Origin of the sequence: Streptomyces sp. NBC_00435, from assembly GCF_036014235.1 — a bacterium.
Lineage (GTDB): Bacteria > Actinomycetota > Actinomycetes > Streptomycetales > Streptomycetaceae > Streptomyces.
The window spans coordinates 1,603,227-1,616,974 of record NZ_CP107924.1 but is presented as its reverse complement, the minus strand read 5'-3'; the positions used below and the strand labels follow the sequence as shown (position 1 = coordinate 1,616,974).

12 protein-coding genes are annotated in these 13,748 nt (G+C 71.0%); 10 read left to right on the top strand and 2 right to left on the bottom strand.

What is annotated here, in order from left to right; all coding sequences use genetic code 11:
* Window positions 1-55 precede the first annotated feature (55 nt).
* From OG389_RS07340 to OG389_RS07330, 3 genes are all read left to right on the top strand, one after another.
* A complete protein-coding gene (locus OG389_RS07340) occupies window positions 56-676 on the top strand; it encodes a vitamin K epoxide reductase family protein (RefSeq protein WP_328297652.1) in 621 nt (206 codons plus the stop codon).
* Between the two features lie 53 nt (window positions 677-729).
* Entirely contained in the window at window positions 730-2,082 is a 1,353-nt protein-coding gene (locus OG389_RS07335; protein WP_328297651.1) for a replication-associated recombination protein A, read from the top strand.
* 83 nt (window positions 2,083-2,165) lie between these two features.
* Window positions 2,166-2,873 (top strand): HNH endonuclease family protein, encoded by a 708-nt coding sequence (locus OG389_RS07330; protein ID WP_328297650.1) that lies wholly within the window; start codon window positions 2,166-2,168, stop codon window positions 2,871-2,873.
* 24 nt (window positions 2,874-2,897) lie between these two features.
* Here the strand turns inward: OG389_RS07330 and OG389_RS07325 are convergent, their stop codons facing one another.
* Window positions 2,898-3,791, bottom strand: coding sequence for a DUF2470 domain-containing protein (locus OG389_RS07325; protein ID WP_328297649.1), 894 nt, complete (start codon window positions 3,789-3,791; stop codon window positions 2,898-2,900).
* A 55-nt stretch (window positions 3,792-3,846) separates the two neighbouring features.
* Between OG389_RS07325 and rpsD the strand changes: the two genes are divergently transcribed.
* On the top strand, window positions 3,847-4,458 hold the full coding sequence (rpsD, locus tag OG389_RS07320; RefSeq protein WP_008740451.1) for a 30S ribosomal protein S4: 612 nt from the start codon (window positions 3,847-3,849) through the stop codon (window positions 4,456-4,458).
* A 60-nt stretch (window positions 4,459-4,518) separates the two neighbouring features.
* Here rpsD and OG389_RS07315 read toward each other — a convergent pair whose 3' ends face one another.
* The gene (locus tag OG389_RS07315; protein ID WP_328297648.1) at window positions 4,519-6,759 is read right to left on the bottom strand and encodes an ATP-binding protein; all 2,241 of its coding nucleotides are present in this window, start codon (window positions 6,757-6,759) and stop codon (window positions 4,519-4,521) included.
* A 168-nt stretch (window positions 6,760-6,927) separates the two neighbouring features.
* Between OG389_RS07315 and OG389_RS07310 the strand changes: the two genes are divergently transcribed.
* From OG389_RS07310 to OG389_RS07285, 6 genes are all read left to right on the top strand, one after another.
* Complete coding sequence (locus OG389_RS07310; protein ID WP_328297647.1) at window positions 6,928-7,368, top strand: DUF948 domain-containing protein; 441 nt, start codon at window positions 6,928-6,930, stop codon at window positions 7,366-7,368.
* 8 nt (window positions 7,369-7,376) lie between these two features.
* Window positions 7,377-7,751: a DUF6167 family protein gene (locus tag OG389_RS07305; protein WP_328297646.1), complete on the top strand. Its 375-nt coding sequence runs from the start codon at window positions 7,377-7,379 to the stop codon at window positions 7,749-7,751.
* A complete protein-coding gene (alaS, locus tag OG389_RS07300; RefSeq protein WP_328297645.1) occupies window positions 7,751-10,420 on the top strand; it encodes an alanine--tRNA ligase in 2,670 nt (889 codons plus the stop codon). The genes OG389_RS07305 and alaS overlap by 1 nt, the downstream gene beginning before the upstream one ends.
* Window positions 10,421-10,422: 2 nt before the next feature.
* Complete coding sequence (gene ruvX, locus OG389_RS07295; protein ID WP_328297644.1) at window positions 10,423-10,893, top strand: Holliday junction resolvase RuvX; 471 nt, start codon at window positions 10,423-10,425, stop codon at window positions 10,891-10,893.
* 127 nt (window positions 10,894-11,020) lie between these two features.
* Window positions 11,021-12,769, top strand: coding sequence for an endolytic transglycosylase MltG (mltG, locus tag OG389_RS07290; protein WP_328297643.1), 1,749 nt, complete (start codon window positions 11,021-11,023; stop codon window positions 12,767-12,769).
* A gap of 6 nt (window positions 12,770-12,775) precedes the next feature.
* Window positions 12,776-13,603 carry a shikimate dehydrogenase gene (locus OG389_RS07285; protein ID WP_328297642.1) on the top strand — a complete coding sequence of 276 codons (828 nt, stop codon included), beginning with the start codon at window positions 12,776-12,778 and terminating at the stop codon, window positions 13,601-13,603.
* Window positions 13,604-13,748: the final 145 nt, after the last annotated feature.

Genomic DNA, 13,748 nt, shown 5'->3' with positions numbered 1-13,748 from the left:
TGGCGTACGGCACAATGGCCGGTGCTTGATGACCTTGCAGATGTGGAGCGGGCGGATGACGACACGAGGGACCGATACGGACACCGCCGAGCCGCGGACGTCCGTCGGCGCCGGCCGGGCGCTGGCCCTGCTGCTGGTGATCACGGGAGCCGCGGGACTGCTCGCCGCCTGGGTCATCACGATCGACAAGTTCAAGCTGCTGGAGGACCCCAACTTCACGCCGGGCTGCAGCCTCAACCCGATCGTGTCCTGCGGCAACATCATGAAGAGCGACCAGGCGGCCGTCTTCGGCTTCCCCAACCCGATGCTGGGCCTGGTCACCTACGCCGTCGTCGTCTGCGTCGGCGTGAGCCTGCTGGCCGGGGCGCGCTTCCCGCGCTGGTACTGGCTGACGCTGAACGCCGGGATGCTCTTCGGCGTGGGCTTCTGCACCTGGCTGATGTACCAGTCGCTCTACAACATCAACTCCCTGTGCCTGTGGTGCTGCCTGGCGTGGGTCGCCACCATCGTCATGTTCTGGTACGTCACCTCCCACAACGTCCGCCACCGGCTGCTGGGAGCCCCCGGTTGGCTGCGCGGCTTCTTCGACGAGTTCACCTGGGTACTGCCCGTCCTGCACATCGGGATCATCGGCATGCTGATCCTGACCCGCTGGTGGGACTTCTGGACCTCCTGAGGCAGGCCGGTGCGACGGCCGGGCCTGTCGGTGGCCTCGCATAGGCTTCCGGTGTGGAACCAGATCTCTTCACCGCCGCCGCCGAGGACCGCCAGGCGAAGGACCCCTCCAGTTCTCCGCTCGCCGTCCGGATGCGCCCGCGCACCCTGGACGAGGTCGTCGGCCAGCAGCACCTGCTGAAGCCCGGCTCGCCACTGCGGCGGCTCGTCGGGGACGGGGCGGGCGGCCCGGCCGGGGCCTCCTCGGTGATCCTCTGGGGTCCGCCGGGCATCGGGAAGACCACGCTCGCCTATGTGGTGAGCCAGGCGACGAAGAAGCGGTTCGTGGAGCTGTCCGCGATCACGGCCGGTGTGAAAGAGGTGCGGGCCGTCATCGAGGGCGCCAAGCGCGCGGCCGGCGGGTACGGCAAGGACACCGTCCTCTTCCTCGACGAGATCCACCGGTTCAGCAAGGCGCAGCAGGACTCGTTGCTGCCGGCCGTGGAGAACCGCTGGGTCACGCTGATCGCCGCGACCACGGAGAACCCGTACTTCTCGATCATCTCCCCGCTGCTCTCGCGTTCGCTCCTGCTGACGCTGGAGCCGCTGACGGACGAGGACCTGAGTGCGCTGATGCACCGGGCACTGACCGAGGAGCGGGGCCTCGGCGGGGCGGTCACCCTGCCGCCGGACGCGGAGGCCCACCTGCTGCGGATCGCCGGCGGTGACGCGCGGCGGGCACTGACGGCGCTGGAGGCGGGCGCGGGCTCGGCGATCGCCAAGGGCGAGCCGGAGATCAGCCTCCAGACCGTGGAGGAGGCCGTCGACCGGGCCGCGGTCAAGTACGACCGGGACGGCGACCAGCACTACGACGTGGCGAGCGCGCTGATCAAATCGATCCGGGGCTCGGACGTGGACGCGGCGCTGCACTATCTGGCGCGGATGATCGAGGCGGGGGAGGACCCCCGGTTCATCGCGCGCCGGCTGATGATCTCGGCGAGCGAGGACATCGGGCTGGCGGACCCGACGGCCCTGCCGCTCGCGGTGGCGGCGGCCCAGGCGGTGGCGATGATCGGCTTCCCGGAGGCGGCGCTGACCCTCTCGCACGCGACCATCGCGCTGGCGCTGGCCCCCAAGTCGAACACCGCCACGACCGCGATCGGGGCGGCGCTGGCGGACGTCCGGGCGGGGCTGGCCGGGTCCGTGCCGGCGCATCTGCGGGACGGGCACTACAAGGGGGCGGCGAAGCTGGGGCACGCGGTGGGGTACGTGTACCCGCACGACGTGCCGGGCGGTATCGCCGCGCAGCAGTACGCGCCCGACGAGGTGCACGGGAAGCAGTACTACGAACCGACGCGGTACGGCGCGGAGGCGCGGTACGCGGACGTGGTGGAGAAGGTCCGGGAGCGGCTGCGCGGAGGGTCCTGACCCCGCGGCGCCGTCACCGGGGGCGGAGCCCCGGGCGTCGTGCCGGGGTGCCGGGTCCCGGGGCGGGGCCTAGGCTCCGAGCCATGGGACGTCCTGCTCCGCTGATCGCCGTCGCGGCGGCACTGCTGCTCAGCGGGTGCCACCACGGGGACGGCGAGACCGCTCACGCCAGCGCCGCCGCACTCGTCGCGCAGGTGCCGCTCACGAGCGCCGGGTTCCCGCCGGACGCGGCCGGCGCCAAGGCTCAGCTGGGGAAGCTGACCGTGGAGTGGGGCAAGAACTGGGAGACGTACAAGCGCGAGAACTTCGGCAAGTACTGGTCCGACGAGACCGACGCCGTCGGCGGCCGCAACGGGTGCGACACCCGGGACGACGTCCTCAGGAGGGACCTCGGGGAACTGCGCGAGGGGGACCGCAACCCGTGCGTCGTGCTCTCCGGGGTGCTGAAGGACCCGTACACGGGCAAGGAGCTCCCCTACTACTACCGCCGCGCCTCGCAGATCCAGACCGACCACGTCGTAGCCCTCGGCGCCGCCTGGCGCGCGGGCGCCTACGCCTGGACCCCGCGGCGCCGGCTTGAGTACGCCAACGACCTGGACGTGCTGCTCGCCGTGGACAAGCAGACCAACTACGACAAGAGCAGCAAGACCGCCGACAAGTGGAAGCCGCCCCTGAAGAGCTTCTGGTGCGAGTACGCGCGGCGCTACACCGGGATCAAGGCGAAGTACGGCCTGTCCGTGACCCCGCCCGAGAAGCAGGCCCTGCAGGAGATGCTCGGTACCTGCCCCTGAGCCGCTCGCCCCCGACGACAGGCCCTAGGCGAACAGGGTGCGCATCGCCCGGCGCAGCTCGCACACGTCGGTCACGGGCTCCGGGAAGTCGAAGCGGGCGTCGAAGGCCGACCCCGGACCCGGTCCCGTGAAGCGCACCCGCAGGCCCAGCCGGTCCAGCGCGAGGGGGACCGCCGTGAGGTCCGCCGTCTCCCGCGTGCCGAGCAGCTCGCGCAGATCGCCCAGCCGGTCGCCGTGCGACGAGGACAGGTGCTGCAGGAGCTCCGTCTCGTGGGCCACCATCGGGTCGGGCTCGGCCACGGCCAGCAGCTCCGGGTCCACGTGCTCGGCACCCCAGAGGTCGTCCACCGAGATCTCGCCGACCTCCAGACGCAGCAGCATCCACGCGGGCCGCCCGGAATGGGCGGCGCCCAGCGGCTCCGACATCCCGAGGAGCTCGCCGACCGGGTGCCGCTCCGCCAGCAGCCGCGCGCAGTCGGCCCGGTCGGCCTCTCCGCGCACGGGAGTGAGCCACCCGGCGAGCCAGGCGCGGCCTCGGATACGATGGGGCACGGACACCGGCGCCACATCCGTGATCTCGATCACGGCCGTGAGGTCGTCGTCCTGGGCGTGAGCGGCTGCTCTGGCAGCCGCGGATTCCCCTGATACCAGGAGAAGCACGTCCCCGTCCGGTGTGACGGTCCTCGCGGCCGGCACCCCTGTTCCGAACTCCCCCTGGTCAAGAGCACCGGGGAGCGTGAGGGATACTGAGGCGTTGGACTCTACGAGGGTTCGTACGCGTTCGGCTCCGGTGAGCTGCCGAACGCCTTCCCTGGGACGCGGCTGACCTTGCCTATCGTCGCCGAAAGCAGATCCTGTTTCGTTTGGATCTGAACTTCGGTGCGCACTGGGCAGGGGGATCCCATGTGGTCGAGACATTACGTCCTCCTCGCTAAGGTAAGCCTCACCTAACTTACATGGAGGTAGGTTCCACGTGAACCAGAAGCGACCCAAGGTCAAGAAGTCGCGTGCCCTCGGCATTGCGCTGACCCCGAAGGCCGTCAAGTACTTCGAGGCCCGCCCCTACCCGCCGGGCGAGCACGGCCGTGGCCGCAAGCAGAACTCGGACTACAAGGTTCGTCTGCTGGAGAAGCAGCGTCTGCGCGCTCAGTACGACATCTCTGAGCGTCAGATGGCCCGCGCGTACGACCGCGCCAAGAAGGCCGAAGGCAAGACGGGCGAGGCGCTGGTCGTCGAGCTCGAGCGTCGCCTCGACGCCCTGGTTCTGCGTTCGGGCATCGCCCGCACCATCTACCAGGCCCGCCAGATGGTCGTTCACGGCCACATCGAGGTCAACGGCGACAAGGTCGACAAGCCGTCGTTCCGCGTCCGTCCGGACGACGTCATCACGGTGCGCGAGCGCAGCCGCGAGAAGGTTCCGTTCCAGGTCGCCCGTGAGGGTGGCTACGCAGGCGAGGGCGAGACCCCCCGTTACCTGCAGGTCAACCTGAAGGCCCTGGCCTTCCGCCTGGACCGCGACCCGAACCGCAAGGAAATCCCGGTCATCTGCGACGAGCAGCTCGTCGTCGAGTACTACGCCCGCTGATTTCGAGCCGGCCCTGAGGCCCCTCCCGGCGTTAGCCGGGGGAGCAGCCTCACGGACTGGTCAGCCCGCCGGTTCCCCCTCGGGGGAGCCGGCGGGTTTCCTGCTTTTCAGCCCCGTGCGCGTCATCGGACGGTCGGCCGCCCCGCGCGGCCGCGGCAGCGGCCCCGGTGGCAGCGGCGCCGGCTCCGGTCCCCGCAGGGCGCGCTCCACCAGGGCCTCCACCGTCAGCGTCCGCCCGTGCCGGGCGCAGGACGCGTACCGCTCGGCGCCCAGCAGCTCGCCCGCCCGCTCCTGGCACATCAGCCGCGGGGCGTTGAAGTACCCCGAGCCGAACAGCCGCATCCCGACCCCGTCCCACATCGGCTCCGCCGCGCCCTGGAGCACCGCCGCCTCCGCCGGATGCCCCTCGGTCACCGTGACCAGCGCCAGCAGCTCCACCGCCAGCACCAGGCCCACCAGGTCACGGAACCTGTGGTTGATGGCCACGCACTCGGCGAGCAGCCGCCGCGCCTCGGCCGTGCCCCCCGCGTCCAGGGCCGCGTACGCGAGGACGTAGAGGGCGTACGCCTTGGTCCAGCGCTCCCCGCGCTCCTCGCAGATGTCCCGGACCTCCTCGCACAGCGACAGCGCGCCCGCCAGATCCCCCTGGAAGGCCGTCGCCATCGCCAGCTCCACCTGGCACATCAGTACGTTGCTGTTCAGCTCACCGGCCTCCCGGTAGCGCCCCAACGCCGAGCCCAGCAGCTCCCCGGCCCGCGCCATGTCGTCCGAGATCAGCGCCAGGCAGCCCATCCGGTGCACCGCGTAGGCGCCCGCCACCGGGTTCCCGCTCCGGGCGGCCCCGTCCCGGCACTCGTACAGCGCGCTCATCGAGGCCACCGAGTCGCCCTGCAGCGCCGCGACGTACCCGAGCACCCACAGCGCCTTCAGCCGGGAGCTCTCGTACTCGTGCTCCGAGTCCGGATCCTGTCCGTGCCCGGTGCCCTCCAGGGTCCGGTCCAGCCAGTGCCGACCCTCGGTGAGCCGGCCGCAGCCCGCCCAGTAGAACCAGAGGGTGCCCGCCAGGTACTGGCCGAGGTGGAGCTCCTCCGGCTCGTCCAGGCAGCACTCCAGCGCGAGCCGCAGGTTCGGCAGCTCCGCCTCCACCAGCGCGGCCACCTCCTCCTGGCGCGGGCTGAACCAGTCCAGCTCGCACCAGGTCGCCAGGCCCATGTACCAGTCCCGGTGCCGGCGCCGCAGCCGCCCGGCGTCGCCCAGCGACTCCAGCCAGCCCGCGCCGTAGATCCGTACGGTCTCCAGCATCCGGTAGCGGACCCCGGCCGCGGTCTCCTCCCGGACCAGCAGGGACTGCCCCAGCAGCTCCCCGACCAGGTCCAGCACCGAGTCCACGGGCAGGTCCGGGCCCGCGCACACGTATTCGGCGGCGTCCAGGTCGAACTGTCCGGCGAACACGGAGAGCCGCGCCCACAGCAGCCGCTCCGCGGCGGTGCAGAGCTCGTGGCTCCAGCCGATCGCCGTACGCAGCGCCCGGTGGCGGGGGAGCGCCCCGCGGGAGCCGCCCGTCAGCAGGGCGAAGCGGTCCTCCAGCCGGGACAGGACCTGGGCCGGGGAGAGCGTGCGCAGCCGGCCCGCCGCGAGTTCCAGCGCCAGCGGCAGACCGTCGAGCCGGGCGCACAGCTCGGCCAGGACGGCCCGGTTGTGCTCCGTCAGGGCGAAGGTCGGGTCGGCCGCCGCGGCCCGCTCGATCAGCAGGGCCAGGGAGTCCTCGGGGTCCAGCGGGGCCAGCGGCCAGGACAGCTCCCCGTCCAGGGTCAGCGGACGCCGGCCGGCGGCGAGCACGCGCAGGCCGGGGGAGCGGCGCAGCAGGTCCCGTACCAGGTCGGCGGTCTCGTCGACCAGCTGCTCGAAGCCGTCCAGGACCAGCAGGAGCCGCCGCTCGGCCAGGTGCTCGGCGAGCACCGTCCGGGGCGGCCGGGCGGTCTGGTCGCTCAGCCCGAGCGCCTCGGCGAGGGCCAGCTCCAGCAGCGCCGGTTCCCGTACGGAGGCCAGCTCGGCCAGCCACACGCCGTCGCAGTAGCGTTCCTGCGCCGGCTCGGGACCCGCCGCCGCGTCCGCCGCGGCCCGGGCCGCGGCCAGCACCAGGCGGGTCTTGCCCACGCCCCCCGCACCGGTCACCGTGACCAGCCGGGAGGATTCCAGCAGCCTCGCCAGCTCGGCGAGTTCGCCACCCCGCCCGACGAAGCCGCTCAGGTCCGAGGGAAGATTGCCCGGAGTCCGCCGTGGAATGGGTCTCTGTCGCATGGGACACGGAGGGTACTGGTCCGGATGCGCTGCGTACAAGGCGGGAGGGGTCCGGCCGCCCGGCGCTGGTGGCGCGCCCGAATTCCGGTACTGCGGCGGATCTCCGGCGCGATAGGGTCGGAGGACGACTTTTTCGCTAAGTGATCAACGTGTAGAGAGCGGTGTGACGTGTCCGGTGGAGAGGTGGCCGGGATCCTCGTGGCCGTCTTCTGGGCCATTCTGGTCTCGTTCCTCGCCGTGGTGCTGGTGAGGCTGGCCCAGGTCCTCAAGGCGACCACCAAGCTGGTGGCCGACGTGACCGACCAGGCCGTCCCGCTCCTCGCGGACGCCTCCACGACCGTCCGCTCCGCGCGCACCCAGCTCGACCGGGTCGACGCCATCACGAGCGACGTGCAGGAAGTCACCTCCAACGCCTCCGCACTGTCCTCCACCGTGGCTTCCACCTTCGGCGGCCCCCTCGTCAAGGTCGCGGCCTTCGGCTACGGCGTCCGCAAGGCGCTGGGCAGGACCGGCCGGACGCCCGAGGACGTGCCGCGCAAGATGTCCCGGCGTACCGTGATCGTCGGCCGCGCCGTGCCGGCGCCGCGGCGTCGGAAGCAGAAGGGCTGAGACCTCCGATGTTCCGCCGAGCCTTCTGGTTCACCGCAGGCGCAGCCGCCGGCGTGTGGGCCACCACCAAGGTCAACCGGCAGCTCAAGAAGCTGACGCCGGAGAGCCTCGCCGCCCAGGCCGCCGACAAGGCGCTGGAGGCCGGCCACCGCCTCAAGGACTTCGCCCTCGACGTCAAGTCGGGGATGTCGCAGCGCGAGGACGAGCTGAACGACGCACTGGGACTCCACCAGGACCCCGAGCTGCCCGGCAACGTCACCGCCCTCCCCGGACCGCGCAGGCTGCGGGCCATCGGGCGCGACACGTACGACCAGACCACCACGCACCAATCGAACCGCGAGAACCGCTCGACGCGTTCGTACGACCGGAATGAGGACCACTGATGGAGTCGGCTGAAATCCGCCGCCGCTGGCTGAGCTTCTTCGAGGAGCGCGGTCACACCGTTGTCCCTTCGGCGTCGCTCATCGCGGACGACCCGACTCTGCTGCTGGTGCCCGCGGGCATGGTGCCGTTCAAGCCGTACTTCCTCGGCGAGGTCAAGCCCCCCGCGCCCACGCTCACCAGCGTGCAGAAGTGCGTCCGTACGCCGGACATCGAAGAGGTCGGCAAGACCACCCGCCACGGCACGTTCTTCCAGATGTGCGGCAACTTCTCCTTCGGGGACTACTTCAAGGAAGGCGCCATCAAGTACGCCTGGGAGCTGCTCACCAGCTCCGTGGCGGACGGTGGCTACGGCCTGGAGCCCGAGAAGCTCTGGATCACGGTCTACCTCGACGACGACGAGGCCGAGGCCATCTGGCGCGACAAGATCGGCGTCCCCGCCGAGCGCATCCAGCGCCTGGGCAAGAAGGACAACTTCTGGTCCATGGGCGTCCCGGGCCCCTGCGGTCCCTGCTCGGAGATCAACTACGACCGCGGGCCCGAGTTCGGCGTCGAGGGCGGCCCGGCCGTCAACGACGAGCGCTACGTGGAGATCTGGAACCTGGTCTTCATGCAGTACGAGCGCGGCGCCGGCGACGGGAAGGAAGACTTCCCGATCCTCGGTGACCTGCCGTCGAAGAACATCGACACCGGTCTGGGTCTCGAGCGCCTCGCCATGATCCTGCAGGGCGTACAGAACATGTACGAGACCGACACCCTGCGCGTGGTCATGGACAAGGCCACCGAGCTGACGGGCGTGCAGTACGGCGCGGCCCAGGGCACGGACGTCTCGCTGCGCGTGGTCGCCGACCACATCCGCACCTCCGCCATGCTCATCGGCGACGGCGTGACCCCCGGCAACGAGGGCCGCGGCTACGTGCTGCGCCGCATCATGCGCCGCGCCATCCGCAACATGCGCCTCATGGGTGCCACCGGGCCGGTCATCCAGGACCTGGTCAACGTGGTCATCGACACGATGGGCCAGCAGTACCCGGAGCTCGTGACCGACCGCAAGCGCATCGAGACCGTCGCGCTCGCCGAAGAGGCCGCCTTCGTGAAGGCCCTGCGCGGCGGCACGAACATCCTCGACACCGCCATCACCGAGACCAAGGCCACCGGCGGCACGGTCCTGGCCGGCGACAAGGCGTTCCTGCTCCACGACACCTGGGGCTTCCCGATCGACCTCACCCTGGAGATGGCCGCCGAACAGGGCCTCTCCGTGGACCAGGACGGCTTCCGCCGCCTGATGCAGGAGCAGCGCGACACGGCCAAGGCCGACGCCAAGGCCAAGAAGACCGGCCACGCGGACATGTCCGCCTACCGGGAGATCGCCGACGGCTCCGGCGCCACCGAGTTCACCGGCTACGCCACCAACCAGGGCGAGTCCACCATCGTCGGCCTCCTGGTCAACGGCGTCTCCGCGCCCGCCGCCTCCGAGGGCGACGAGGTCGAGGTCGTTCTCGACCGCACCCCCTTCTACGCCGAGGGCGGCGGCCAGCTCGCCGACCAGGGCCGGATCAAGCTCGACTCGGGCGCCGTCATCGTCGTCCGCGACGTGCAGCAGCCGGTCCCCGGCGTCTCCGTGCACAAGGGCTCGGTCCAGGTCGGCGAGGTGACGGTGGGCGCCTCCGCGTACGCCGCCATCGACATCCAGCGCCGCCGGGCCATCGCCCGCGCCCACTCGGCCACGCACCTGACCCACCAGGCGCTGCGCGACGCGCTCGGCCCCACGGCCGCCCAGGCCGGTTCCGAGAACTCGCCCGGCCGCTTCCGCTTCGACTTCGGTTCGCCGAACGCCGTCCCCGGCTCGGTCCTCACCGACGTCGAGCAGAAGATCAACGACGTGCTCTCCCGCGAGCTCGACGTCACCGCCGAGGTCATGAGCATCGACGAGGCGAAGAAGCAGGGCGCCATCGCCGAGTTCGGCGAGAAGTACGGCGAGCGTGTGCGCGTCGTGACCATCGGTGACTTCTCCAAGGAGCTGTGCGGCGGCACGCACGTCGGCAACACCGCCCAGCTGGGCCTGGTGAAGCTGCTCGGCGAGTCCTCCATCGGTTCCGGGGTGCGCCGCGTCGAAGCCCTCGTCGGCGTGGACGCGTACAACTTCCTCGCCAAGGAGCACACGGTCGTCGCCCAGCTCCAGGAGCTGGTCAAGGGCCGTCCCGAGGAGCTGCCGGAGAAGATCGCCTCCATGCTCGGCAAGCTGAAGGACGCCGAGAAGGAGATCGAGAAGTTCCGCGCGGAGAAGGTCCTCCAGGCTGCCGCCGGTCTCGCCGCCGGTGCCCAGGACATCCGCGGTGTCGCGCTCGTCGTGGGCACCGTCCCGGACGGCACCGGCGCCGACGACCTGCGCAAGCTGGTCCTCGACGTCCGGGGCCGCATCCAGGGCGACCGCCCGGCCGTCGTGGCCCTGTTCACCACGGCGAACGACCGCCCGCTGACCGTCATCGCCACCAACGAGGCCGCCCGCGAGCGCGGTCTCAAGGCCGGTGACCTGGTCCGTACGGCTGCCAAGACCCTCGGTGGCGGCGGTGGCGGCAAGCCCGACGTGGCCCAGGGCGGTGGCCAGAACCCGGCCGCCATCCCGGACGCCATCAGCGCCGTCGAGCGCCTCGTCGTCGAGACGGCCTGACGATGACACTGCGCCGCGGCCGCCGGCTCGCCATCGATGTCGGGGACGCCCGGATCGGGGTCGCCTCGTGCGACCCCGACGGGGTTTTGGCCACGCCGGTGGAAACCGTTCCGGGCCGGGACATCCCCTTCGCCCACCGGCGGCTGCGGCAGCTCGTCGCGGAGTACGAGCCCATCGAGGTGGTGGTCGGTCTGCCCCGCTCGCTCAGCGGGCGGGAGGGGCCGGCCGCGGCCAAGTGCCGCGCCTTCGCCACGGAACTCGCCAAGGGCATCAAGCCCGTGACGGTGCGTCTGGTGGACGAGCGGATGACGACCGTCACCGCCGCGCAGGGCCTGCGGGCCGCGGGGCGGAACGCGAAGAAGGGCCGGTCGGTCATCGATCAGGCGGCCGCCGTGGTGATCCTTCAGAACGCTCTGGAGACCGAACGGGTATCAGGTAATCCGCCCGGTGAGTGCGTCGAAGTGGTTGTCTGATCGCGATACGGTAACGTTCCGCGCGATGTGACGGCATTCGAACAGCCGTCGCCCATCAGAAGAGGCGGAACCGTGCGTCGCGGCAGACGGAGTCGCGGCCAACGCCCTGCGGCGCGCTAGGGGATCGATGACTGAGTATGGACAGGGCCCTGGTCTCGAACCGTGGCACCCCGAGGACCCGGAGTACGGGGACCAGGGGTGGGCCGGGCACGAGGCCCAGCAGGGTCAGATGCCCTACGCCGGTGATTCGCAGCAGTACCAGCAGGTGCCGCAGCCCCAGTACCCCCAGTACGCGCAGCAGCAGCAGGGTCAGCACCCCCAGGGCCAGCAGGCCCAGTACCCGCAGGCCCAGCAGCACCCCGGCCAGTACCCGCAGACCCAGCAGTACCCCGGCCAGTACCCGCAGGATCAGCAGCAGCCTCACCAGCACCAGCAGCAGGAGACCTACGGGGGCCAGGGCCAGGTCTGGGACACCGGCCAGATGCAGTACGCCGGTGTCCCGCAGGCGGCCGACCCGTACGCGGGCGCGGATCCGTACGCCCAGCAGCAGACGAGCGGCTATCCCGGCGAGACCCCCGACCTCTACGGCACCCCTGAGGCGTTCCCGCCGCCGCGGCCCCCGGGCCGGCGGCACCTGGAGCCCGAGGAGCAGTGGCAGGAGGAGGAGACCAAGGCCGACGAGGCCGCGGACTCCTTCCTGGCCGGAGGCGGTGGCGCCGACGACGGTGACGAGGGCGACGACGGAGGTCGCGGCGGCCGCCGCTCGGGCCGTTCCGGCGGCAAACCGAAGAAGCGCAGCGGCATGGCCTGCCTCGTCGCGGCCGTGATCATCGTCGGCGTGGTCGGCGGTGGCGGTTACTACGGCTACGACTACCTGAAGGGCAAGTTCGGCGCGGCCGAGGACTTCGCGGGCTCCGGCGTCGACGAGGCGGTCGACGTGGAGATCCCCAAGGGCGCGGGCCTGGGCCAGATGGGCCGCATCCTCAAGGACGCCGGTGTGGTCGCGAGCGCCCAGGCCTTCGTGGACGCGGCGGGCAACAACCCCAAGGGCAAGTCGATCCAGCCGGGCATTTACCCGCTGAAGAAGAAGATGTCGGCCGCCTCGGTGGTCGAGGTCATGACCGACCCCTCCAAGCTCCACGTGCTCACCATCGCCGAGGGCATGCGCAACAGCAAGGTCTACGAGGCGATCGACAAGAAGCTCGAGAAGCCCGAGGGCACCACCAAGGACATCGCCTTCCGCGAGGCCAGGAACCTCGGCCTGCCGGCGTGGGCGAACAACGACCCGAGGATCATCGATCCGCTCGAGGGCTTCCTGTACCCGATGCGCTACGACCTGAAGAAGGACAGCACTCCCGAGTCGCTGCTCAAGCAGATGGTCAAGAACGCCACCGACAAGTACACGGAGCTCGGGGTCGAGGGCAAGGCCAAGGAGCTCGGCCTGGAGAACCCGCTCCAGGTGATCACGGTCGCCAGCCTCGTCAACGCCGAGGGCAAGAACCACGACGACTTCCGGAAGATGTCGGAGGTGGTCTACAACCGCCTCAAGAAGACCAACGACGTCACGAACCAGAAGATCGAGTTCGACTCGACGTACAACTACGTCAAGAACCAGAGCGAGATCAACTTCAACCTCACCGAGGCGAAGGCGTTCGTCAACCCCTACAACACGCACAACGTCAGGGGACTGCCCCCCGGCCCGATCGGGAACCCGGGCGAGGCCGCGCTGACCGGTGCGCTCAGCCCGGACCACGGTGGCTGGATGTTCTTCGTGTCGGTCGACGAGAACAAGACGACCTTCACCAAGACCTACGAAGAGCACCTGAAGCTCGTCGCCGAGTTCCAGGCACGCCAGAAGCAGAAGAACGGCGGGTAGCAGGACATGTCACGGATACGGGCCGCGGTGCTGGGTTCGCCCATCGAGCACTCCCTCTCACCGGTGCTGCACCGCGCCGCGTACCAGGAGCTCGGCCTCGACGACTGGTCGTACGACCGCTTCGAGATCGACGAGGCCGCGCTCCCCGGATTCATCGCCGGCCTCGGCCCCGAGTGGGCCGGGCTGTCGCTGACCATGCCGCTGAAGCGGGCGGTCATCGCGCTGCTCGACGGGATCAGCGATACGGCCGCCTCCGTCGAGACGGTCAACACCGTCGTCTTCACCGAGGACGGCCGCAAGGTCGGCGACAACACCGACATCCCCGGCCTGGTCTCGGCCCTGCGGGAGCGGGGCGTCGAGAAGGTGGAGTCCGCCGCCGTCCTCGGCGCGGGCGCCACGGCCTCCTCGGCGCTCGCCGCGCTGGCGCGGATCTGCTCCGGCGAGGTGACCGCGTACGTACGCTCCGCCGCCCGCGCCGCCGAGATGCGCGAGTGGGGCGAGCGGCTCGGCGTGGACGTCCGCACGGCCGACTGGGCGCGGGCGGCCGAGGCGCTGAACGCACCGCTGGTCATCGCCACCACCCCGGCCGGAGCCACGGACGAGCTGTCCGCAGCCGTGCCCGCCACCCCGGGCACTCTCTTCGACGTCCTGTACGACCCCTGGCCGACGCCCCTCGCGGCGGCCTGGACGCAGCGCGGCGGCAAACTCCTCGGCGGCCTCGACCTGCTCGTGCACCAGGCCGTGCTCCAGGTCGAGCGGATGACCGGCCGCACCCCGGGCCCCCTCGCCGCCATGCGGGCCGCCGGCGAGGCGGCGCTGCGCGCCCGTCACTGAGCGGGCCGGGGACCATTCCTAGATCCACATCCCGCCGTGCCCGTGGGCGCGCTGCCGTCCGACAGTTGGACCGGAGGGCGGTGCACCGCCCCGGACATGGGAGGATCGGGTGAAGGCGGGTCCGGGCCGCGCACCCGATCGCGCC